The organism is Rhodococcus sp. NPDC127593 (assembly GCF_042671975.1).
Taxonomy (GTDB): Bacteria; Actinomycetota; Actinomycetes; order Mycobacteriales; family Mycobacteriaceae; genus Rhodococcus_F.
Genome location: NZ_JBHXWI010000016.1, coordinates 54,740 through 81,703, shown reverse-complemented (window position 1 = coordinate 81,703; position 26,964 = coordinate 54,740). Strand labels below are relative to the sequence as shown.

At 69.6% G+C, this 26,964-nt stretch carries 1 protein-coding gene; it reads left to right on the top strand.

Features of this window, described 5'->3' with window-relative positions:
• Positions 1-177: 177 nt before the first annotated feature.
• A complete protein-coding gene (locus ACFVJ3_RS17075) occupies positions 178-26,964 on the top strand; it encodes a non-ribosomal peptide synthase/polyketide synthase (protein WP_378453151.1) in 26,787 nt (8,928 codons plus the stop codon).

Sequence of the window (26,964 nt, the reverse complement as noted above, 5' to 3'; positions counted from 1 at the left end):
CTCGACCGGTCCGACCGTCGCCCGTCGACGGCGATTCCGAAACGAACATCACGATTCGACGCACACCGGGCCCACAGGTACAGCACGATCAGTACAGCGTGGGAGACCGGCGTCGGTTGGTCCGTCTCACGCGCAGGACTTGCGCATCCAAGGTCTTCTACCCGCTGGGGGAACGAGATGACGACTGTGAATTCGCCGCAGCCGAATAACGGCGCCGAAGATGTGAACGTTCCCGAAGGGGCCTTCCCGCTCTCCTCGGTGCAACGGAGTATGTGGTTTGCCCAGCAACTGAGCCCCACGGTTCCCAAGTTCATCGCCCAGTACATCGAGTTGCGGGGCGAGATCGACCTGGACCTGTTGAGCGACGCGGCGGTCCGGGCCGGTCAGGAGTTCCAGTCGCCGTTCCTGCGACTGCTGGACGTCGACGGGGAGCCCTACCAGGCGGTCGATTTCAGCATCGATCCGTCGATCGGCTTCCTCGACTTCCGGGGCGAGCCCGACCCGATTTCCGCCGCGCAGGTGTGGATCGACGAGGATTACGCGACGCCGCTCCGGCTCACCCGGGACCGGCTCGTCGAGATGAACGTCCTCCAAGTCGGTGAGCAGCACTACTTGTGGTACACCAGGATTCACCACGTCGCACTCGACGGGTACAGCGGTATGACCATGGTGAACCGGATCGCGGCGCTGTACACTGCGGCGGTCGAGGGAACCGAGCCGGAACCGAACCGTGCGCTGGACCTGCGTGAACTATACGAACTCGACCAGAAGTACCGGGCGTCGAGCCGCTTCGAGAACGACCGGTTGTACTGGGCCGAACGCATTGTCGGCATCGAGCACGGGTCGACGCTCGCCACCCACGACGCCCCCGCGGCGGCGAAGAGCCGGCTCGAGAGCGCGAAGATCTCCGAAACTGCACTGGGTTTCCTCGGAGAGTCGGATCAGCGGGTCGGCGCCACGTCGGCGGCTGTGCTGCTCGCCGGGTTCGCCTGCTATCTGTCCCGCATGACGGGCAAGCGGGACGTACTCATCAACCTGCCGGTGTCGGCGCGCACCACGGCGCCGTTGCAGCGGTCCGGTGGCATGCTCGTCAACGTCGCCCCGCTGCGGATCACCGTCCGCCCGGAGGACACGGTGGCCGAGCTCGTGCAGCGGACGCAGCTCGAACTGATGGGCGCGCTGCGCCATCAGCGGTGCAGCCTCGAGGACATCCGCCGCGATGCCGGACTCGCCGGGACCGCGGAGGGCCTCGCCGGTCCGATGGTGAACGTCATGCTGTTCCATCAGGCGTTCACGCTGGGCACGGTCACGGGCGAGTACCACATCGTGACGTCGGGCCCGGTGGACGACCTGCTGGTGAACATCTATCAAAGCGGTGACGGCCAGACGCTCCTCGATTTCCGCGGCAATCCCAACCGGTACGGCTCGGAGGAGTTGCGCGCCCACCACCGCAGGTTCGTGGAGCTGGTCGAGGAGTTCGTCACCGCCGAGCCGCAGACGCGGACCGCCGACATTCACGCCGAGAGCGGACGCCTCGGCGCGCGGTTCCTCGAGCGGGAGGCCCAGCTCGCGTTCTGGAAGCGGGAGTTGGCGGGTCTGCCGGAGGTGACGGCACTGCCGCTGGACCGGCCGCGCCCGACCGAGCGGGCCGGGGCGGGCGAGGTCGTCGGATTCGCCGTCGACGCCGTCGTGCAGAGGCGCGCGGCACAGCGGGCCGAGGAGGCGGGCACCGGGATCTTCACGACGCTGCACGCGGCTCTGGCCGTCCTGCTGGGCCGGCTGGGCGACACCGACGACGTCGTGATCGGAACACCGATCGTCGGGCGCGAGGCGGCCGACTCCGACGACCCGGAGGCCGGTGCATTCTTCAACAAGACCGTCCTGCGGTCGCAGGTGGACACTGCATCGTCGTTCGTCGACCACCTGAGCCGGGTCCGGGACGCCGACCGGGACGCGTTCGCGAATGCGGCGCTGCCCTTCGACGATCTCGTCGCCGCCCTAGGAGCCGAATCCGATCCCTCGCACACGCCGCTGTTCCAGGTGATGCTCGAATTCACCGACGGCGGCCATCCTCACGACTCGTCCGGGAACGTGACGGTCAGTCCGATCCAGCGCGAACACCGAGCGCTGGGGCTGGATCTCGTGTTCTCCCTTACCGAATCGGAGTCGGGCGGCATCAACGGCCGGCTGCGGTTCGCCACGGACGTGTGGGACCGTGACAGCGCGGAGGCGCTCGCCGCGCGCTTCGTCCGCATCCTGCAGGCGGTGACGGCGGACCCCACCGCACCGATCGGGGACGTCGACCTCCTCGAGCACGTCGAGTACGCGGAACTCGCGCCGGTCCGCGACGAGCCGTCGGTGGAACCCCGCACGCTTCCCGCGCTGCTCGCGCGCGCCGTGGAGGCGGGCGGCGACGGGGACGCCCTCGTCTACCAGGGGCGCACCCTGACTTACCCCGAACTCGACGAGCAGTCGGACCGTCTGGCCCGCATGCTGATCGGCCACGGCGTGGGACCGGGTTCGGTTGTGGCGCTCGCGATCGCGCGGTCGATCGAGTCGGTGCTGGCCACCTGGGCGGTCGCGAAGTCCGGGGCCGCGTTCGTCCCGGTCGACCCGAACTATCCGGCCGATCGCATCGAGCACATGCTCACCGATTCCGGTGCGGTCGTCGGTCTCACCGCGGCGGCGCACCGGTCGTCGCTGCCCGAGGCCACTTCGTGGCTCGTGATGGACGATGCGTCGTTCGGCCGGGACCTGGCGAAACACGCGGCCGGCGCGATCACCGACGCCGACCGTCTCCGGCCGCTGCGGACCGCGGATCCGGCCTACCTGATCTACACGTCCGGCTCCACCGGCACACCCAAGGGTGTCGTCGTCACCCACGTCGGCCTGGCCAATTTCGCCGAGGACGAGCGGCAGCGGTTCGAGATCACCGCCGGCGCCCGCACCCTGCACTTCTCCTCGCCGAGTTTCGACGCGTCCATCCTGGAACTGCTTCTCGCAGTGGGTGCCGGCGCCACGATGGTGGTGGCACCGTCGACGGTGTACGGCGGCACCGAACTGGGGGACCTGTTGCGTCGTGAACGGGTGACGCACGCGTTCGTGACCCCGGCCGCGCTGGCATCCGTCGATCCCACCGGGCTCGACCACATCCGGTGCGTCGTCACCGGTGGTGAGAGCTGTCCTCCTGCGCTGGTGGCGCAGTGGGCGCCGGGGCGGGTCATGTTCAACGCCTACGGTCCCACCGAGGCCACCGTCGTCGCGAGCGTGGCCGGACCGTTGACGGTCGGCGAACCGGTGACGATCGGCCGCCCGTCCCGCGGTTGCGGTCTGCTGGTGCTCGATTCGCGCTTGCACCCCGTCCCGAGAGGGGTCCCCGGCGAGCTGTACATCACCGGCGACGGTGTGGCACGCGGGTACCACAATCGGTCGATCTCGACGGCCGAACGGTTCGTCGCCGACCCTCACGGGGCGCCGGGCGAGCGGATGTACCGCACCGGCGACCTGGCGCGGTGGAACACGGACGGTCAGCTGGAATACCTGGGCCGCACCGACTTCCAGGTGAAGATCCGCGGATTCCGCATCGAACTCGGCGAGATCGACGCCGTCGTCCGCTCGCACCCGAGTGTGGCGTTCGCGACCACGGTCGGACGGACAGCACCGTCCGGCGACACGGTGCTGGTGACGTACGTGCTCCCCGAGGACGGAGCCGACATCGCCGTCGGCGACATCCTCGAACACGCCGCGGCCGCGCTGCCCGCGCACATGGTGCCCGCCCGGGTGATGGTGCTCCTCGAGGTCCCGCTGACACCGGCGGGCAAACTCGACCGGAAGGCGTTGCCCGAACCGCAGTTCGAGGCCACCTCCACCGTCTACCGGGCGCCGGTGACCCCCACCGAGATGCAGATCGCGGAGGTGTTCGCGGCGCTTCTGGGAGTCGAGCGCATCGGCGTCGACGACAGCTTCTTCGACCTGGGCGGCGACTCCCTCGTCGCGACCCGCGTGGTGTCCCGGGTCAACGCAGCCCTGAGCACGGAGATCGGGGTGCTCGATCTGTTCGAGGCGCCCAGCGTCGCGATGCTCAGTGCCCGCGTGGACGCACTCGGGCCCCGCACCTCCGCCCGCCCCGTGCTCGCGCCGCGGGCCGGGTCCGGTCCGGTGCAGGTGTCGTTGGCGCAGCAGCGGATGTGGTTCATCAACCAGCTCGACACCGCCTCGCCCGCGTACAACATTCCCGTCGGTATCCGGCTGCGTGGCACGCTCGACGTGGAGGCGCTGCGGACGGCGGTGAGTGACGTCCTCACCCGGCACGAGTCGCTGCGGACGGTGTTCCCGAACACCCCCAACGGTCCCATCCAGGTGGTTCTGCCGGTCGCGGAGGTGAGCCCGCACCTCGACGCGGTCGAGGTGGCCGAGAACGAGCTCGAATCCCGCCTGATCGCCGACGCCGCAGCCGGTTTCGACGTCACCGTCGAACCGCCGATCCGGGCGGAGCTCTACCGCACCGCGACCGACCATCACGTGCTGGTGTTCGTGGTGCACCACATCGCCGCCGACGGCCTGTCGATGACACCGCTGACCCGGGACGTGATGGTGGCGTACCACGCCCGCGCCGCCGGCGACACACCGCAGTGGGCGCCGCTCGAGGTGCAGTACGCCGATTTCGCGGTGTGGCAGCGCGAGCTGCTCGGTTCCCCCGACGATCCGACGAGCCTCCTCGCCCGGCAGCTGGCGTTCTGGGCCCGCACCCTCGACGGCGCCCCCGAGGTCATGGATCTGCCGACCGACCGTCCGCGCCCGGCCCGGCAGTCGATGATCGGTGCCACCGCCGACTTCTCGATCCCGGCGCGGATCCACGCCGCGCTGCTCGACATCGCAGGCGCCAACGACGCCAGCCTGTTCATGGTGGTGCACGCCGCCCTCGCGGTCCTGCTGTCCCGGTCGAGCGGGTCGTCCGACGTGTCGATCGGGTCCCCGGTCTCCGGTCGTGGGGAACGCCAACTCGACGACGTCGTCGGCATGTTCGTCAACACCGTCGTCCTGCGCACCACCGTCGACCCCGATCGCAGCTTCCCCGAGATCCTCTCGCACACCCGCTCCGTGGATCTGGAGGCGTTCAGCAACACCGATCTGCCCTACGAGCGGCTCGTCGACGAACTGAAGCCGACCCGCTCCGAGGCACATTCACCGCTGTTCCAGGTGATGCTGGTGCTGCAGGGATTCGCGAACACGCGGCTCGAGCTGCCCGGGCTCGACGTGGAAGTCGAGGCCCTCGAGACCGGCGCCGCCAAATTCGACCTCCAGGTCATCCTCACCGAGCACACCGAGCAATCCGGCGCCCCTGGTGCGATCGACGTCCAATTCTCGTACGCGTCGGAACTGTTCGACCCGCCGACGATGACGGCGCTGGCGGAACGCTTCGTCACCCTCCTCGAGACCATCACCGCCGGATCGGACGCGAAGGTCGGCGACATCGACCTGATCGGCGCGGACGAGACCCACCGGATGCTCGAGCAGTGGATCGACACCGACGTCGCCGTACCGGACTCGGCGACCCTGGTCAGCCTGTTCGAGGCGCAGGTGGCCCGCACCCCGGACGCCGTGGCAGTGGTGTTCGCCGAAGAGGAACTGCTGTACGCGGAATTCGATGCCCGCGCCAACCGGCTGGCACGCGAACTCCTCGCCCGCGGCGTCGGACCCGAATCCCGGGTCGCCGTCGCCCTGCGCCGTTCACTCGAGCTGATGATCGCGATCTACGCGGTGGAGAAGACCGGGGCAGCGTACGTTCCGCTCGACCCCGACCATCCCGCCTCCCGAATCGCCTACGTGATCGAGAGTGCCGAACCCGCATGCGTTCTCACCTCCTCGCGCGACCGGTGCGAGGGCGTCGACAGCGCGGCCGGTGCGACCGCGATCGAGATCGACACCCTGAACCTGTCCCGGCGGCCGAGCACCCCGATCACCGACGCCGAGCGGGGCGGTCCGATCCACCCCGATTCCACCGCCTACGTGATCTACACATCCGGATCGACGGGCCGGCCCAAGGGCGTCGCGGTCAGCCACCGCGCGATCGTGAACCGGCTGCTGTGGATGCAGGACACGTACCGGATGGACCACACGGACGTGGTGCTGCAGAAGACGCCCGTCACGTTCGACGTGTCCGTGTGGGAACTGTTCTGGCCCCTCGAGGTCGGTGCGCGACTCGTCCTCGCTGCGCCGGACGGTCACCGCGACCCGACGTACCTGTCCCACATCATCGCCGACCACCAGGTCACCACCATGCACTTCGTGCCGTCGATGCTGGCGGTGTTCACCGCGGGCGCCGAACCGGAACTCTGCGGTTCGCTGCGCCAGGTGTTCTGCAGTGGTGAGGCGCTCCCGCCCGCCACCGCCGACTCGTTCCGGGACTTCGGATCCGCGGCACTGCACAACCTGTACGGCCCGACGGAGGCCGCGGTCGACGTCACCTACTGGGAGTGCACCGAGGGCGACCGGGCCTCGGTCCCGATCGGCGCGCCCGTGTGGAACACGCAGCTGTACGTCCTCGACTCCCGGCTGCACCCGGTGCCGGTCGGGGTGCACGGCGAACTGTATCTGGCCGGCATCCAGCTGGCCCGCGGCTACGTCGGTCGCAGCGATCTGACGTCGGACCGGTTCGTGGCGAACCCGTTCGGCGAGCCGGGACAGCGGATGTACCGCACCGGCGACGTCGTCCGCTGGCGTGCCGACGGCAACGTCGAGTACATCGGCCGCCGCGACTTCCAGGTCAAGCTCCGGGGTCAGCGCATCGAACTCGGCGAGGTCGAGGCGGCCGTGCTGGCGCACCCTTCGGTGGCGCAGGCCGTCGTGACGGTGCACCGCAGCGAGGCCACCGGCGAAAGCCTCGTCGGCTACGTGATCCCCGTGGCCGGCGCCGACATCGACACCGCCGTCGTGCGCGACGCAGCGGCGGAGGCGCTGCCCGCCTACATGGTGCCCACCCGGATCATCGTCCTCGACCGGTTCCCGCTCGGGGCCACCGGCAAGCTGGACCGGGGTGCCCTGCCCGAGCCGGAATTCCTCAGCCCGTCCGCAGAATTCGTCACTCCGCGCAACCCGATCGAGGAGATCCTCGCGTCGATCTTCGCGGATCTGCTCGACGCGCCCCGTATCGGTGTGTACGACAGCTTCTTCGACCTCGGCGGCAACTCGCTGGTGGCTACCCGGCTGGTGGCGCGGGTCAACGCCGCGCTGGGCAGCCGGATCGGGGTGCGGGAGATCTTCGACGCCCCGACTGTGGCGACACTGGCCACCCGGATCGAATCCGAGGCCGTGCAGGGCGCCGAACGCCCGCCGCTGGTGGCCGGGGTGCGTCCCGACCGGCTGCCGGTCTCGCTGGCGCAGAAGCGCATGTGGTTCATCAACCAGTTCGACCTCGACTCCCCGGCCTACAACATCGCGCTCGCGGTGCGGTTGACGGGCGACCTCGACGAGGACGCGATGCAGGACGCCGTCGCCGACGTGATGGACCGGCACGAGTCGTTGCGCACCCGGTTCCCGATGGTGGAGGGCGAACCCGTCCAGGTGATCCTGCCGACCGAGGACGTGGTGCCGGATCTGTCACCGATCGCGACGACGGAAGCGGAACTGCCCGAGCACATCTCGCGACTGGCGGGCGACGGGTTCGACGTCACGGTGTCGGTGCCGGTGCGCGCCGCCCTGTTCCGCACCGATCCCGGCGAGCACGTTCTCGTCATCGTCGTCCACCACATCAGCGCGGACGGCTTCTCCATGGCCCCGCTCGCCCGGGACGTGATGACCGCCTACGCGGCCCGCACCGGGGGACAGGCACCGGACTGGACGGCCCTGCCCGTGCAGTACGCCGACTTCGCGCTCTGGCAGCACCGGGTCCTCGGCAACGCCGACGACCCCGACAGCCTGCTCGCCGCCCAGCTCGACTACTGGACACACACGCTCGCCGGGCTTCCGGAACTGCTCGCGCTGCCGACGGACCACCCCCGCCCGATACAGCAGTCGATGCGCGGCGGCATCCACCCGTTCAGTATCGATCCGCAGGTGCACAGCCGGTTGATCACGACTGCCCGCGAACACAATTCGAGTGTGTTCATGGCCGTGCACGCCGCGCTGGCCGTGCTGCTGGCCCGGCTGGGTGACACGGACGACGTGGCGGTGGGCACCCCCATCGCCGGCCGTGGCGACGCCGCCCTGGACGACATGGTCGGCATGTTCGTCAACACCCTGGTGCTGCGCACCCCGGTCGAACCGGCCGGCACGTTCACCGACCTGCTGTCCACGGTCCGCGACACCGACCTGAACGCCTTCCACCATGCGGATCTGCCGTTCGAGCGGCTGGTCGACGCGATCTCGCCCGAACGCGCGACATCGCATTCGCCGCTGTTCCAGGTGGTGCTGGAGTTCCGCAACAACGAGCGGCCGCGGCTGGAGCTGCCCGGGTTGACCGTCACCGGTCTCGACCTGGCCACCGACATCTCCAACTTCGACCTGCAACTGACGCTCACCGAGGAGTTCGGGGTGTCGGGGGAGCCCGCCGGGATCTCCGCGGCGTTCACCTACGCGTCGAGTCTGTTCGACACGTCCACGATCGCCGGTTTCGCCGATTACCTGCAGCGGATCTTCGACGCGGTGACGTCCGAGCCTGGCATGGCCGTCGGCGACATCGACCTGATGGTGGCGTCCGAACGTGCGGCGCTCACCCCGGTGATGGACGGGCCCGACGCCGAACCGCGGACCCTGCCCGAACTGCTCGCGGCCGCGGCCTCCGTGGATCCCAAGGCGGCCGCGCTGTCCTACGAGGGCAGCGAAGTGACCTACCGCGAACTCGACGAGCGGTCGAACCGTCTCGCCCGCCTGCTGATCGGGCGCGGTATCGGCCCGGAATCGGTGGTCGCGCTGGCGCTGGCGCGGTCGCCGGAATCGGTGCTGTCGCTGTGGGCGGTCGCCAAGACCGGCGCCGCGTTCGTCCCCGTCGACCCGAACTACCCGACCGACCGGATCGTCCACATGCTCAGCGACTCCGGTGCGGCGCTCGCGCTCACCGTCGCCGAGTTCCGTCCCACGCTGCCGGACTGCACGTCCTACGTCGTGGTCGACGCACCCGGATTCGACGACGAGGTGAGCGCACACTCCGCCGCGGTCGTCACCGACGCCGACCGGACCCACCCGCTCGCGCTGGAGAACCCCGCCTACCTGATCTACACGTCCGGGTCCACCGGCACCCCGAAGGGCGTCGTCGTCACCCATCGCGGCCTGGCGAACTTCGCCACCGACGAACGCGTCCGCTTCGGGGTCACCCCGCGGTCGCGCACGCTGCATTTCTCGTCGCCGAGCTTCGACGCCTCGATCCTGGAACTGCTGCTCGCGGTCGGCTCCGGCGCGACCATGGTGATCGCGCCGGCGTCCGTCATCGGCGGCACCGAACTCGCCGACGTGCTCCGGGAGGGCCGGGTCACGCACGCGTTCATCACCCCGGCGGCCATGGCGTCCGTGGACCCCGCGGGCCTCGACCAGCTCGAGTGCGTCGCCACCGGTGGCGACGTGTGCCCGCCGGAGCTGGTGACGCAGTGGGTGACCGGGGGCAGGCGGATGTTCAACGCCTACGGCCCCACCGAGGCGACGGTCGTGTCGAGCGTGACGGGACCGATGCTTCCCGGTGAGGGTGTCACCATCGGCCGTCCGCCGATGGGAACCGGGGAGATGGTGCTCGATTCACGCCTGCACCCGGTGCCCAACGGGGTGACCGGCGAACTGTACGTCACCGGTTCCGGTCTGGCCCGTGGCTACAAGGACCGGGCGGGCACGACAGCGGAGCGTTTCGTCGCCAACCCGTACGGAGGCCTCGGAGCCCGCATGTACCGGACCGGTGACCTGGCGCGCTGGAACGGTGCCGGCCAGCTCGAGTACCTGGGCCGCAGCGATTTCCAGGTGAAGATCCGCGGGTTCCGCATCGAACTCGGCGAGATCGAGACCGCCCTCACGCGTTTCCCGGGGGTCGCCCGTTCGGTGGTGTCCGCACACACGGGCAGCACCGGCGCCAACCGGCTCGTCGGGTACCTCGTCCCCACGGCGGGCGCGGAACTCGACCCGGAGGCGGTCCTCGATTTCGTCGGCGGATTCCTCGCCCCGTACATGGTGCCGTCCGCGCTGATCGTGCTCGACGAGTTGCCGCTCACCCCCGCAGGCAAGCTGGATCGCCGCGCGCTGCCCGAGCCCGATTTCGGGGCCCGGGTGTCGGCGGGCCGCGCGCCGGTGTCGGAGATGGAAGAGGTGCTCGCCGGACTGTTCGCCGAGGTCCTCGGTCTCGAATCCGCCGGTGTCGAGGACTCGTTCTTCGCCCTCGGCGGCGACAGCATCATGTCGATCCAGTTGGTGGCCCGTGCGAAGGCGGCGGGTGTGGTACTCACCCCGCGGGACGTGTTCGAGGCCAAGACCGTTGCCGGTCTCGCCGCGGTGGCGTCGTGGGTGGGCGCCGCCGACGTCGTCGTCCTCGACGAACTGCCGGGTGGCGGAGTCGGCGACATGCCGACCACCCCGATCACGAAGTGGCTGCTCGAACGGGGCGGCGAGTTCAACCGGATGTCGCAGTCCGCGCTGCTGACCGCACCGCCGAACCTCCGCGAACTCGAACCCCTGAGCGCCACGTTCCAGGCCGTCCTCGACCGGCACGACATGCTGCGCGCGCAGCTGATCGTCTCCGCCGAGGACTCGCACCTCGCCGTTCGCCCGGTCGGTGCGGTCGACGCTCAGGACCTGATCCGCCGGGTCGCCGTGTCCACGGCCCCGGGAACCCGGGCGTTCGCGGCGTCGGTGATCGCGGAACTCGACGCCGCGCTGGACCGGCTCGATCCCGCGGCCGGGGTCATGGTCCAGGTGGTGTGGTTCGACGCCGGGGAGTCCGGCGGCCGCCTGCTCGTGGTTGCGCATCACCTCGTGGTCGACGGTGTGTCGTGGCGCATCCTCGTCCCCGACCTCGCGACCGCGTGGGCGCAGATCTCGGCAGGCCAGGAACCGGTCCTCGACCAGGTCGGCACGTCCATGCGCCGATGGGCGCACGGCCTGGTCGACGAGGCGGCGAACCGGGCAGGCGAACTGGACCTGTGGCAGCGCATCCTCGACTGCGAGGACCCGCTCGTCGGCAGCCGTCCGCTCGACCCCGACATCGACGTCAACGCGACCGTCGGCCGCGTCACGGTGCAGCTGCCCGCCGAGGTCAGCGAAGCCGTCCTCACGGCTCTGCCGGAGGCGATCCGCGGCAGCGTGAACGACGGACTGCTCACCGCGCTGGCGATGGCGGTCACCCAGTGGCGGCGCACCCGCGGCCACACCCTGCACGGCAGGTCCGTCGACGGGACACTGGTGAGCCTCGAGGGGCACGGCCGTGAAGACCAGGTCGTGCCGGGCGCCGATCTGGGCCGCACCGTCGGCTGGTTCACGGCCATGTTCCCCGTGCGGCTCGACCTGTCGGGTATCGACCTCGACGACGCGTTCGACGGCGGCAAGGCCGCAGGCTCGGCGATCAAGGCGATCAAGGAACAGTTGCTCGCGATCCCGGACCACGGCATGGGGTACGGCATGCTGCGTTACCTCAACGCCGACACCGCACCGCTGCTCGCGGCCCGCTCGCTGCCTCAGATCAGCTTCAACTACCTGGGACGCTTCGCCGCCGACCTGTCCGAGGCGGCCACCCGCGCCGGCTGGACGCCGACCGGTGAAGTCGACATGGACCGTGCGCAGGACCTCGACACCCCGGTCACCTCGGCCATCGACGTCAACGCGGTCACCACCGAGGTGGAGGACCGGCCTCAGCTGCGTGCCACCTGGGCGTACGCGGCCGGTGTCCTCACCGTCGCCGAGGTCCGGGAACTCGCCGAACTGTGGGTGCAGGCGCTCACCGCGCTCACGACGTACGCGGCCCGCCCCGACGCCGGCGGCGTGACCCCGTCCGACCTCGAACTGGTCAGCCTCGACCAGGACGCCATCGACCGCATCGAATCGCGCTTCCCGGCGCTGTCCGACATCTGGTCGCTGTCGCCGCTGCAGTCCGGACTGCTCTTCCACGCACTGCTGGCCGATCAGACGATCGACTCGTACACCGTGCAGGTGACACTCGAACTGCGCGGTGCCGTCCCGTCCCGCATGCGGGTGGCCGGGCAGGCCCTGCTCGACCGGCACGCGAATCTGCGGGCGTCGTTCGTCCACGACGAGGGTGGCACCCCAGTCCAGGCGATCCACCGGTACGCGGAACTGCCCTGGACGGAGATCGACCTGTCCGGTCTCGACGTGGAGAGCCGCGAAGCCGAGATCGCGCGACTCCTCGACGCCGACCGGCGCCGTGGGTTCGACATGGCCACCCCGCCGCTGTTGCGGTTCATGCTGATCCAGCTCGGTGGGGACGAGCAGCGCCTGATCGTCACCAATCACCACATCCTGCTCGACGGCTGGTCGATGCCGCTGCTGATCCGCGACCTCCTGACCCTGTACGCCACGGAGGGTGACGCCACGGCACTGCCGCGGGTGCACCCCTACCGCGACTACCTCACCTGGATGTCGCACCGCAGCACCGAGGACTCCCTCGGTGTGTGGCAGCGTGCCCTCGCCGGGGTGGAGGAGCCGACGCTGCTCGCGCCGGCCGACGCGTCGGTGCAGAGCGACACGCAGTCCAGTGAACTGCTCGTCGAACTCGACGTCGACCGCACCGATCAGCTGAGTGTGCTCGCACGCGAGCACGGCCTGACCCTCAGCACCCTGATCCGCACCGCGTGGGGAATCGTGCTGGGCGGCTTGGTCGGTCGCTCCGATGTGGTCTTCGGTGGGACGGTGTCGGGTCGGCCTCCGCAGATCGCGGGGATCGAGTCGATGGTGGGCCTGTTCATCAACACCCTGCCGGTGCGGGTGGTTCTCGACCCGCGGGAAACGCTGGGGGAGTTGCTCGAACGCATTCAGGGCGAGCAAGCCGGGCTGCTCGACCACCACTACGTCGGACTGACGGACATCCAGTCGGTGGCCGGTTCCGGCGCCGGTTTCGACACGCTGACCGTCTTCGAGTCCTATCCCGTCGATCGGGAGGGGCTGAGCGACCAGACCGACATCGCCGGCATGCACGTCCTCGACGTGCACGACAGCGCGAACGCCGCCCACTACCCGCTCGCGCTGATCGCGTCGGCGCACGAGAATCTGCAACTGAAGCTCGAGTACGTCGAGGAACTGTTCGACCGGGCCGACGTCGAGCGGATCGGCGACCGGATCATCCGGGCTCTGATCGCGCTCGCCGAGCACCCCGGGATGAAGCTCGCGCAGCTGCGCCTGCTCACCGACGTCGAAGAAGCCGAACTGGTTCCGGCCCGCGGGAGGCCCGGCCGCTCCGTGCGCACACTGCCGCAAATGTTCACCGAGACGGCCGCCGCGGCGGGCGCCGCGACCGCGCTCGTGTTCGGGGACCGCCGGATGTCCTACCGGGAACTCGACGACCGCTCCAACCAGCTTGCGCGGCTGCTCATCGACCGCGGCGTCGGCCCGGAAGACATCGTGGCCCTGGGTATCTCACGGTCCATCGAATCGGTCCTCGCGGTCTGGTCGATCACCAAGACCGGCGCGGCGTTCGTTCCGGTCGACCCGACCTACCCGCGTGAGCGGGTCGAGCACATGGTCACCGATTCCGGGTGCACGTTCGGCCTCCGTCTGGAGGCCGACCACGGCCGGCTCCCGGGCACGGTCAGCTGGCTGACCCTCGACGACGCCGAGACCGAAGCCACCACACGGGCGATGTCCACCGACACCGTGACCGACGACGACCGCGTCGCGCCCCTGCGCTTCGCACACCCCGCGTACGTCATCTACACGTCCGGCTCCACCGGCAAGCCGAAGGGAGTGGTGGTCAGCCACCGCGGTCTCGACAATTTCGCCGAGGAGCAGCGGGCCCGCTACGCGACGGATTCGACGTCGCGGACGCTGCACTTCTCCTCACCGAGCTTCGACGCTTCGGTCCTCGAATACCTGCTGTCCTTCGCCGTCGGCGCGACCATGGTGATCGTGCCGCCGTCCGTGTACGGCGGTGAGGAACTCGCGGAGCTGATCCGGACCGAGGGCGTCACCCACGGGTTCGTCACCCCCGCGGCGCTGGCCTCCGTGGACCCCGAGGGTCTCGACGTGTTCCAGAACGTGGTCGCCGGCGGCGAGGCCGTCCCTCCGGAACTGGTGACCCGCTGGGCGCCGGGCCGCACCATGTACAACGGCTACGGTCCCACCGAGACCACCATCATGAGCAACCTCAGCGATCACCTGCAGGCGGGTGAGACGGTCACCATCGGTGCCCCCGTCCGCGGCGTCTCCGAGGTAATTCTCGACTCGCGGCTGCAACCGGTCTCCGTCGGCGTCGCCGGCGAGCTCTACATCTCCGGTGAGGGCCTGGCCCGCGGCTATCATGCACGCGCCGGGCTGACCGGCGAGCGGTTCGTCGCCAACCCCTACGGCGACCCGGGCGACCGGATGTACCGCACCGGCGACCTCGCGCGGTGGCGGTCCGATCACACGGTCGAATACCTGGGCCGCACCGACTTCCAGGTGAAGATCCGCGGCTTCCGCATCGAGCTCGGCGACATCGACAGCGCGCTCGCCGGGCACCCGTCCGTCGCGTTCGCCGTCACCCTCGGGCGTCCCGGTCCCGCCGGCGACACCGTGCTTGTCTCGTACGTGCTGCCGGAGGCCGAGTCGGTGCTCGAACCACCGGAACTGAAGGAGTGGACGGCGAACCTGCTGCCCGCGCACATGGTGCCGTCGAGCATCATGATCCTCGACGAGATCCCGCTCACCCCCGTCGGCAAGCTCGATCGGGCGGCGCTGCCCGAACCGCAGTTCCTGCCCACGTCGGACGACTTCCGGCCGCCGTCGACGGTCCTCGAACACACGATCGCCGACGTCATCACCACGGTCCTGGGAATCGAACGAGTCGGCATCGACGACAACTTCTTCGACATCGGCGGAAACTCGCTGATCGCGACCCGTGTCGCCGCACGCCTGACCGCGGAACTGGACACCGACATCGGCGTCCGCACGCTGTTCGAGGCGCCGACGATCCATCAGCTGGCCCGCCTCATCGAGTCGACGGCATTCGCACCCGCGCAGGACGGTGCCCACGTCCGGATCCCGCTCGGCCCGATGCCGCGGCCCGCGCACGTGCCGGTGTCGCTGGCGCAGAAGAGGATGTGGTTCCTCAACCAGTTCGACACGTCGTCGGCGGCCTACAACATCCCCCTGGCCGTGCGGCTGACCGGTCACCTGGACGTGGAGTCGCTGCGCGCGGCGGTGACGGACGTCTTCGTCCGCCACGAATCGTTGCGGACCGTATTCCCGTCCCACGACGGCGAACCGACCCAGGTGGTGCTCTCACCCGGTCAGTGGACGCCGAACCTCGAGATCGTCGGGGTGTCCGAGGACGAACTCCGGGAGCACATCGCCGGTCTCGCGACCGCCGGCTTCGACGTGACGGCCGACGTGCCGATACGGTCGGCGCTGTTCGCACTCGCCCCCGACGATCACGTGCTCGTCATCGTGGTGCACCACATCTGCGCCGACGGGTTCTCACTCACCCCACTCGCGCGGGACGTCATGACCGCGTACGCCGCCCGCATCGCGGGAAGCGCACCGCAGTGGAACCCGCTGTCGGTGCAGTACGCCGACTACACCCTGTGGCAGCTCCAACTCCTGGGTGACGAGAGCGACGCCGAATCGCTGATCTCCCAGCAACTCCGGTACTGGACGGATCAGCTGGCCGACCTGCCCGAACTCCTGCAGCTGCCGACCGACCGGGCGCGACCGGTCCAGCAGTCGTTCCGCGGTGCGCAGGTCGACTTCACGATTCCGGCGGAGGTGCACCGGGCGCTGGCGGCATTGGCGCGCAAGCACAACTCCACCATGTTCATGGCCGTCCACGCGGCCCTGTCGGTGCTGCTGTCGGCGCTCTCGTCCACCGAGGACATCGCGGTCGGCACACCCATCGCGGGCCGCGGTGACGCGGCGCTCGACGACATGGTCGGCATGTTCGTCAACACCCTGGTGCTGCGGAGCGCCGTCGACCCCGCGGAGGGTTTCGGCGCCCTGATGGATCAGGTGCGGGCCACCGACCTCGCCGCGTTCCACCATTCGGACCTGCCGTTCGAGCGACTCGTCGACGTCCTCGCGCCGGAGCGCTCCACCGCGCACTCGCCGCTGTTCCAGGCGCTGCTCGAGTTCCGGAACAACGAGACACCGCGGCTCGAGCTCCCGGAACTGACAGCGGCCGCCGTCGATTTCGATCTCGAGGTCGCCAAGTTCGACCTGCAGCTCGGCGTCGAGGAAAGATTCGACGCGGACGGGGTGGCGTCGGGTATCGCCGCGTCGTTCATCTTCGCCACCGATCTGTTCGACGCGGGCACTGTCCGCACATTCGCCGACCGGTTCCTGCGGATCCTCGGCGCGGTCACCACCGACCCGCAGGCCCCGGTCGGTGACATCGTGATCACCGACGCCGCCGAGCGGTCGGCGATGGCGACCGAATGGAACACCGCCGGTGTCGACGCCGGCACCGACACCCTCGCGGACCGGTTCGCACAGAGTGTGGCCCGGTTCCCGGACGCCACAGCGGTGACGTCGGAGGACGTGGCTCTGACGTACGCGGAACTCGACGCCCGGTCGAACCGGTTGGCCCGCCTGCTCATCTCCCAGGGCGTGGGTCCGGAAACCCTGGTGGCCGTGGCACTCCCACGCACCTGCGATCTGATCATCGCCCTGCTCGCGGTGATCAAGTCCGGCGGCGGTTACCTGCCCGTCGATATCACCTACCCGGCGGATCGGCTGGCGTTCGTGTTCGAGGACGCGGCACCGAATTGCGTCATCACCACCACCGGGGACGTCTCCGCCCTGCCCGATTCGGAGACCCCGGCGATCCTGCTCGACGACCCCGAGACCACCGCGGACCTCGCGCAGCAGTCGCCGGCGACGATCACCGACGCAGACCGGGTGACACCGCTCGACTCCGCGTCGGTGGCGTACGTCATCTACACCTCCGGGTCGACGGGCCGCCCCAAGGGCGTGGTCGTCTCGCACCGCAACGTGCTGACGCTGTTCGCGAACACGCAGCCGCTCTACGGGTTCGACGAGAACGACGTGTGGACGATGTTCCACTCGTACGCGTTCGACTTCTCCGTGTGGGAGCTGTGGGGTCCGCTGCTCTACGGCGGCCGACTCGTCGTCGTCGACTATTACACGGCGCGGTCGCCGGAAATGTTCCACGAACTTCTGCGGAACGAGCAGGTCACCGTCCTCAACCAGACCCCGACCGCGTTCTATCAGCTCGCCGAGACCGACCGCATCGTCTCGGAGATCGACGTGAACGCGGCGGCACTGGCGCTGCGGTACGTGATCTTCGGTGGTGAGGCTCTCGACCTCGGTCAGCTCGGCCGCTGGTACTCCCGACACGACGACTCCGCCCCGACCCTGGTGAACATGTACGGCATCACCGAGACGACGGTCCACGTCAGCTACCTCGCGCTCGACCGCGAGTTCGCCGAGTTCGCGTCGGCCAGTGTGATCGGCCGCGGAATCGCCGGGCTGCACGTGCACGTCCTCGACCGGCGCCTGCACCCGGTTCCCCCGGGCACCATCGGGGAGATGTACGTCTCGGGTGACCAGGTGACCCGCGGTTACCTCGGCCGGGCCGGGCTCAGTTCGACCCGGTTCGTGGCCGACCCGCTCCGTCCCGGAGCACGGATGTACCGCACGGGCGACCTGGCGCGCTGGAACACCGACGGCCAGCTCGAGTACCTGGGTCGCAGCGACTTCCAGGTGAAGATCCGCGGTTTCCGCATCGAACTCGGCGAGATCGAATCCGCGCTGCTCCGGTACCGCGGCATCGCCCAGGCCGTCGTCCTCACCCGCGACGACGGGCACGGCGGTCACCGGCTGATCGGTTACGTGGTTCCGGAATCCGGCGGCACCGTCGAGGTGTCGTCGGCGCTCGAATTCGTCGGCACCCAGCTCACCTCGTACATGGTGCCCGCCACCCTCGTGGTGCTCGACGCGCTGCCGTTGACGAGCAACGGCAAACTCGACCGCCGCGCGCTGCCGGAACCCGACTTCGGGGCCCGGGTGTCGGCGGGCCGCGCCCCGGCGACGGAGATGGAAACCGTCCTCGCCGGGCTGTTCGCCGAGGTGCTCGGTCTGGAATCGGTGGGTGTGGACGATTCGTTCTTCGCCCTCGGCGGCGACAGCATCATGTCGATCCAGCTGGTAGCGCGTGCGAAGGCCGCCGGTGTGGTGCTCACCCCGCGGGACGTGTTCGAGGCCAAGACGGTTGCCGCGCTCGCCGAGTCCGCCTCCTGGGCGGGCGCCGCCGAGGTGGTGGTACTCGACGAACTGCCGGGCGGCGGGATCGGCGAGATGCCGGTCACCCCGATCACCGCGTGGCTGCTCGAACGCGGCGGCGACTTCCGCCGCTACACGCAGACCGCGCTGCTCTCCCTGCCCGCCGCGGCCGACGAGACGCTGCTGAAGCGCACGATCGCGGCCGTCGTGGATCACCACGACATGCTGCGGGCGCGTCTCCTCGGTGCCGAGCCGCAGTGGCGGATCGAGGTGCAGGCCGTGGGCGCGGTCGACGTCGACGACGTGCTGCACCGTGTCGAGGTCGCGTCGGTGGTCGGTTCCGGGTTCGCGGAGGTCGCGACCGGTGAACTCGATGCCGCGGCGGGACGACTGGACCCCGAGGCCGGGGTCATGCTGCAGATGGTGTGGTTCGACGCCGGCGACGAGGGTGGGCGGCTGCTGGTCGTGGCCCATCACCTGGTGGTCGACGGTGTGTCGTGGCGAATCCTCGTCCCCGACCTGGCGACCGCGTGGGCGCAGATCTCCGCGGGTCAGGAACCGGCCCTGGAGCCGGTCGGCACGTCGATGCGGCGCTGGTCGCACGGACTCGTCGAGGCGACCCGCGAACGCACCGACGAGATAGAACTGTGGCGCCGGGTGCTCGAGGCCGACGACCCGCTGATCGGATCGCGGACGCTCGACACCGCGATCGACGTGGCGGGGACCGTCGAGAAGGTCACCGTGGAGGTGCCCGCCGACGTCACGGACGCGCTGCTGACCCGTGTCCCGGAGGCGTTCCACGGCGGCGTCAACGACGGACTGCTGACCGCGCTGGCGCTGGCACTGGCGCAGTGGCGGCGCACCCACGGCGACTTCACGCGCGAGTCGCTGGTCAGCCTCGAAGGCCACGGCCGCGAGGACCAGGTGCTGCCGGGCGCCGATCTGGGCCGCACCGTCGGCTGGTTCACGGCGATGTTCCCGGTGCGCCTGGACCTGTCGGGCATCGACCTCGACGACGCGTTCGCCGGTGGCAAGGCCGCCGGTTCCGCGGTCAAGGCGATCAAGGAACAACTGCTGGCCATCCCGGACCACGGCATCGGCTACGGCATGCTCCGCTACCTGGACGCGGAGAGCGCGGATCAGCTGCGGGCGCTGGCGAAGCCGCAGGTCACGTTCAACTACCTGGGACGGCTGGGCGGTGCGACGTCCACCGACATCCACGGTCACGCCTGGGTTCCGGTGACGGACACGAAGCTCGACGACATTCCCGCCTCCGACATCCCGGTGGCGTCGGCGCTCGACATCAACGCCGTCACCGGCACCGGGGCCGACGGCAACCGGCTGCGGGCCACGTGGGCGTTCCCGACCGGGGTCCTCACCCCGTCCGAGGTCCGCGCGCTCGCCGACCTGTGGGTGCAGGCGCTGACCGCGCTGACCACCCACGTCGCGCGGCCCGACGCCGGCGGCGTGACCCCGTCCGATCTGGACCTGGTCACCCTCGACCAGGACGCGATCGACCGGCTCGAGGCCAGGTTCCCGGCGCTGTCGGACATCTGGTCGCTGTCACCGCTGCAGTCCGGGCTCCTGTTCCACGCCCAGTTCTCGGACGCCTCGGTCGACCCGTACCTGGTGCAGCTGGCGCTGAAACTGCGCGGCGACATCAACCCGGACCGGATCCGCCGGGCCGGGCAGGCCCTGCTGGACCGGCACCCCAACTTGCGGGCCGCGTTCGTCCACGACAGTGCGGGCGCCTCGGCGCAGATCATCCAGCAGCATGTGGAACTGCCCTGGTCGGAGTTCGACCTCTCGGCACTCGACCCGGACGAGACCACCCGCGAATACGACCGGATCGCGGCACGGGACCGGTCGGTGAAGTTCGACATGGCGAACGCGCCGTTGCTGCGCCTCGCACTGGTCCGGCTCACCGAGGAGGACTACCGGCTGATCCTGACCAACCACCACATCCTGCTCGACGGCTGGTCGACTCCGCTGGTCATCCGCGACCTGCTGACGCTGTACGCGTTGGACGCCGACGGCAGCCTGCTTCCGCGGGTCCACTCCTACCGCGACTACCTGTCGTGGATGAAGCGGCACGACACCACGGACTCCCTCGACGCCTGGCGCACCGCGCTCGACGGTGTCGAGGAGCCGACCCTCCTGGCCCCGCTGGAGCGGGGTGAGGCGCACTCCGCCGTCGCGGAGGAGACCGCCTTCACGCTGTCGGAGGAGCAGACCACCCGGTTGCGGGACCTGAGCCGGGAACGCGGGCTCACCCTCAACACCGTCGTCCAGACGGCGTGGGGAATCGTGCTGGGCGGCTTGGTCGGCCGCTCCGACGTGGTGTTCGGCGGGACGGTGTCGGGCCGGCCGCCGCAGATCGCGGGCATCGAGTCGATGGTGGGTCTGTTCATCAACACGCTGCCGGTGCGGGTGACTCTCGACCCGTGGGAGTCGCTGGGCGAGTTGCTCGAACGTGTGCAGAGCGAACAGGCCACGCTGCTCGATCACCATTACGTGGGTCTGACCGACATCCAGTCGGCGGTCGGCGGCGGCGGTGCCTTCGACACGCTGACCGTGTTCGAGTCGTACCCGGTGGACGAGGCGGGGCTGACGGAACAGACCGACATCGCCGGGATGTTCGTCACCGGCATCGACGGCAAGGACTCCGCGCACTACCCGCTCGCCGTCGTCGCCTCCGGGGACACGCGGCTGAATTTCAAGTTCGAGTACCTCCCCGAGGTCTTCGAGGAAAGCGCGGTCGACGAGATCGCGGATCGGCTGCAGCGGGTGCTCGACGCCCTCGCCGACCGGCCCGAGATCCCGCTGGCCCACATGCAATTGCTCACCGAGGCCGAACTCGCCGAGTTCGCGCCGGTACGCGGCCGCCCCGGGTTCTCCGTCCGGACGCTGCCGCAGATCTTCGAGGACGCCGCCGCACTGGATCCGAACCGCACGGCGCTCACGTTCGAGGGCCGCAACGTGTCCTACCGGGAACTCAACGAACGCTCCAACCAGCTCGCCCGGGTTCTCATCTCCCGTGGGGCCGGCCCGGAGACATTCGTGGCGCTCGGCATTCCCCGATCGATCGAGTCGGTCCTCGCCGTGTGGGCGGTGGCCAAGACGGGCGCCGCATTCGTCCCCGTCGACCCGAACTACCCGATGGACCGCATCGAGCACATGCTCACCGATTCGGGTGCCACCATTGGATTGACCATGGCCGCGTACGAGAAGGCGCTGCCCGACTCGGTGCCGTGGCTGCAGCTCGACTCGCCCAAGTTCGAGAAGGCGTGCCAGTCGAAACCGGCTCTGCCGGTGGCTGATTCGGATCGGCGCTCGCCGATAAGCCTCGACAACGCCGCCTACATCGTCTATACGTCCGGTTCGACGGGCAAGCCGAAGGGTGTCGTGGTCACCCACGAGGGCCTCGACAACTTCGCCGAGGACCAGCGGCAGCGTTTCGCCGCCGCGCAGACGTCCCGCACACTGCACTTCTCGACGCCCAGCTTCGACGGGTCGGTGTTCGAGTACCTGCAGGCGTTCGGGGTCGGCGCCACGATGGTGATCGCACCGCCGACGGTGTACGGCGGAGCGGAACTGGCCGAACTGATCAGGACCGAACACGTCACCCACGCATTCGTCACCACCGCGGCGCTGTCCACGGTCGACCCGGAGGGGCTCGACGAGTTCCAGCACGTCGTGTTCGGCGGCGAGGCGTGCCCGCCGGAACTGGTGACCCGCTGGGCACCCGGCCGGCAGCTGTCCAACGCGTACGGCCCCACCGAGACCACGGTGATGGCCAACATCAGCGACCCGATGACGGTGGGCGACCCCATCACTCTCGGCGGCCCGATCCGCGGAGTCGGTGAGCTCGTGCTCGATTCACGTCTCCAGCCGGTGCCCGTCGGAGTTCCCGGCGAGCTGTACATCACCGGTGCGGGTCTCGCCCGCGGCTACCACCGGCGCCCGGAACTGAGCAGCCAGCGGTTCGTCGCCAACCCGTTCGGGGAGGCGGGGGAGCGGATGTACCGCACCGGCGACATCGTCCGCTGGCGCGCCGACCACACCGTCGAGTACGTGGGCCGCAGCGACTTCCAGGTGAAGATCCGCGGGTTCCGCATCGAACTCGGCGAGATCGACAACGAGATCGCCGCGTTCCCCGGGGTCAGCTTCGCCGCGACCCTCGGTGTCCCCGGCCCGTCCGGTGACACGGTGCTGGTGACCTACCTGCTGCCCAACACCGCCGACGGCGTCGACCCGGCCGAGCTGACCGCGCACCTGTCGACCCGGCTCCCCGGGCACATGGTCCCGACGAGCATCATGTTCCTGGACGAGATCCCGTTGACCCCGGTGGGCAAACTGGACCGGTCGGCGCTGCCCGCGCCCGAATTCCACGTCACCACCACCGAGTTCCAGCCGCCGACCAACGATCTCGAGCGCAAGATCGTGGACATCTTCGCCGACGTCCTCGGAATCGAACGGATCGGCATCGACGACAACTTCTTCGATCTCGGCGGAAACTCGCTGGTCGCCACCCGTGTCACGGCACGGTTGCGGGACGCCCTCGACACCGACATCGGTGTGCGCGCCCTGTTCGAGGCCCCCGACGTCCGGTCGCTGGCCGCACGTGTCGCCGACAGTGTGAGCGGCGGCGCCCGCCCCGCCCTCGCACCGGTCGAACGTCCGGACCGGATTCCGCTGTCGCTGGCGCAGAAGCGGATGTGGTTCCTCAACCAGTTCGACACGTCCTCACCGGCCTACAACATTCCGTTGGCCGTCCGGCTGACCGGAACCCTGGACGAGGACGCCCTGCGGCTGGCGATGGCCGACGTCCTCGAACGCCACGAGACGCTGCGCACCGTCTTCCCGACGGTCGACAACGAACCGACCCAGCGGATCCTGCCCGCCGCCGATGCGCAACCGGACGTCGACACGGTCGCCGTGGCAGCGGACGACCTGCCGCGGCACATCATGGATCTGGTGTCGCGCGGGTTCGACGTCAGCACCGACGTCCCGGTCCGCGCAGCCCTGTTCCGGACCGCGCCCGACCATCACGTGCTGACGATCGTGGTGCACCACATCAGCGCGGACGGGTTCTCCCTGGCGCCGCTCGCCCGCGACGTGATGGTGGCCTACACGTCCCGGCTCGGCGGCGACGGCCCGGCGTGGAACGCGCTGGACGTCCAGTACGCGGACTACACGCTGTGGCAGCACGCCGGACTCGGCTCGGAGAACGATCCCGAGTCGATGATCAACCGGCAGTTGCGGTTCTGGTCGGAGACGCTGGCCGGGGTGCCGGACGTCATCCAGTTGCCGACCGACCGGCCCCGCCCGATCCAGCAGACGTTCGAGGGCGATCGGGTCGAGTTCGCGATCGACGCCGACCTCCATCAGCGGCTGACGGCGCTGGCCCGGGCCAACAACGCCACCATGTTCATGACCGTCCATGCCGCACTGGCCGTGCTGCTCGCGCGGCTCGGCAGCACCGACGACGTGGTCATCGGCACCCCCGTCGCCGGGCGCGGTGAAGCCGCCCTCGACGACATGGTCGGCATGTTCGTCAACACCCTGGTCCTGCGGAACCGGATCGACCCGGCCTCGACGTTCACCGAACTGGTGCAGCGGATCCGGGAAACCGACCTGGCCGCGTTCCAGCACTCGGACCTGCCGTTCGAGCGGCTCGTCGAGGAGCTCAACCCGACCCGGTCCACGTCGTACTCACCGCTGTTCCAGGTGGCCCTCGAATTCCAGAACAACGAGAACCCGACACTGGAACTGCCGGGCCTTCGGGTCGAGAACGTGGACCTCGAAACCAAGGTGGTGAAAGAAGATCTCGAGGTGATCCTGGCCGAGCGGTTCGATCAGGACGGCGCGCCCGCGGGCGTCGCCGGCGGACTCGACTTCGCGGTCTCCCTCTTCGACCCCGCCACGGCACGCTCGATCGCGGACCGCTTCGTCCGGATCCTCGCGGCCGTCACCGCCGATCCGGACCGGCCGATCGGCACCCTCCCGCTGCTCGACGAGGCAGAGATCGACGAGATGGTCCCCGCCCGCGGCAAGCCCGACGTGCGGCCCGAGGTGTGGCCCGACCTGCTGACGGCCGCTGCGGCGCTCGACCCCGATTCGGTGGCGTTGTCCTTCGAGGACCGGCAGGTCACCTACCGCGAACTCGACGAATGGTCGAACCGGCTGGCGCGGGTGCTGTGCGCCCAGGGGGTCGGACCGGAGACGTTCGTGGCGATCGGAATGCCGCGGTCGATCGAGGAAGTCGTGTCGATCTGGTCGGTCGCGAAGTCGGGTGCGGCGTTCGTGCCCGTCGACCCGACCTACCCGCGGGACCGCATCGACTACATGCTGACCGACTGCCGGGCCTCGGTCGGCCTGACCGTCGCCGATCGCCGCGACAACCTGCCGGACACCGTGCCGTGGCTGGTGCTCGACGACGAGTCCTTCGCCGAGCAGGTCGCGGCCGTCTCCTCGGCGCCGGTCACCGACGCCGACCGCACCCGCCCGCTCCATCTGGCCAACCCGGCGTACCTGATCTACACGTCGGGGTCGACCGGTAAACCGAAGGGGGTCATCGTCACTCACCGCGGCATGGCCAACCTCACCGCGGAGGAACACGAACGGTTCCACGTCACGCACGACTCCCGGGTCTCGCATCTGGCGTCTCCGAGCTTCGACGCGTCGATCTTCGAGCTGATGATGGCGTTCGGCGCGTCGGCGCGGGTCGTGATCGTGCCGCCGACCGTCTTCGGTGGCACGGAGCTGGCCGACCTGTTCCGGCGGAACGCGGTGACGCACGCGTTCATCACGCCTACCGCGCTGTCGTCCATCGAGGATGTGGGACTCGAATCGCTCCGGGTCCTCGCGGTGGCCGGTGAGGCGTGCCCGCCGGAGCTGGTGGAGATCTGGGGCAAGCACCGCAACATGCACAACGGGTACGGGCCGACGGAGACGACCATCCAGGCGAGCGTCAGTGCCCCGATGCGACCGGGTGGGGTCGTGAACATCGGCGCACCCGCGCTGGGATTCGGTTCGCTGGTCCTCGACGAACGCCTGCAGCCCGTCCCGGTCGGCGTGCCCGGCGAGCTGTACATCACCGGACCCGGACTGGCACGCGGGTACCACAACCGGTCGGCTCTGACGTCGGAACGGTTCGTCGCCTGCCCGTTCGGGGAGCCCGGTCGCCGGATGTACCGCACCGGCGACGTGGTGCGCTGGCGCGGCGACCACACCATCGAGTACATCGGCCGCACCGACTTCCAGGTGAAGGTCCGCGGCTTCCGCATCGAGCTCGGTGAGATCGACGCCGTCCTCGCCCGCCACCCTGCGGTTGCGTTCGCGGCCACCATCGGTCACACCGGGCCGTCCGGCGACACGCTCCTCGCGTCGTACGTGCGGGCGGCCGAGGGACACGATCTCGAGCCGGCGGAGTTGCGTACCCACGCGGCCGACCGCCTGCCCGCGCACATGGTCCCGTCCGCCGTGGTCGTTCTCGATCAGATCCCGATGACCCCGGTCGGCAAGCTCGACCGTAAGGCGCTGCCCGCGCCCGAGTTCGGCACCACCGGCGCGGCCTTCCGGGCCCCGACGACGGCGACCGAGCGGATCATCGTCGAGGCCTTCGCCGAGGTGCTGGGCGTGGACCGGGTCGGCACCGCCGACAGCTTCTTCGACCTCGGCGGTAACTCGATCGTCGCCACCCGCGTGATCACGGTGCTGCAGGAACGCCTCGGACGGCAGATCCCGTTGCAGTCCATGTTCCTGGACCCGACGCCCGCGGGCCTGGCACTGCGGGTCGACACCGAGAACGCGGCGGGGTCGCCGGTGGACGAGGCGCTCGGCGTGGTCATCCCGCTGCGTCCGACAGGGGAGAAGCCGCCCCTGTTCTGCATCCATCCCGGGATCGGCCTGTCGTGGGGGTACGCGGGTCTCCTGCAGCACCTCTCGCAGGACCGTCCGGCGTTCGGCCTGCAGTTGCCGATCATCAGCGGCGGCCCGAGCTTCGAGTCGATCGAGCAGCTGGCGCACCAGTACGTGCTGGAGATGCGCAAGGTGCAGGCGCACGGGCCCTACCACCTGCTGGGCTGGTCGCTCGGCGGCGTCATCGCCCACGCGATGGCCGTCGAACTGCGGCGGGAAGGCGAGGCGGTCGACACGCTGGCCGTCATGGACAGCTACGTGACGAACGGGACCGACCAGGGCCCGGAGAGCCTCACCGTGTCCGAGTTGCTCCACGGGCTCGGACTCGACCTCGAGTCCGTCTCCGGGGAGGAACTCACCTACGAGCGGGCGGTCGAGTTGCTGGACGACGCATTCGGGCAGAAGACGGGGCTGACCCCGCAGCACCTCGAGCGGATCAGCGCCGGATTCACGAACTCCTCGCGGATCATGAACAACTTCCGCCCGCAGGTGTTCGACGGGGATCTGCTGTTCTTCACCGCCGCCGGATCGGCGTCGACGGACCAGCATTCACCGGAGGAGTGGCGGAGTTCCGTCACCGGAGGCATCCGGGAAGTGAAGATCGAGTGCGAGCACAACCAGATGATCGAACCCGAGGTCCTGGCCGTGGTGGGGCCGGTCCTCGAGGATTATCTGAGCGCGCATTGA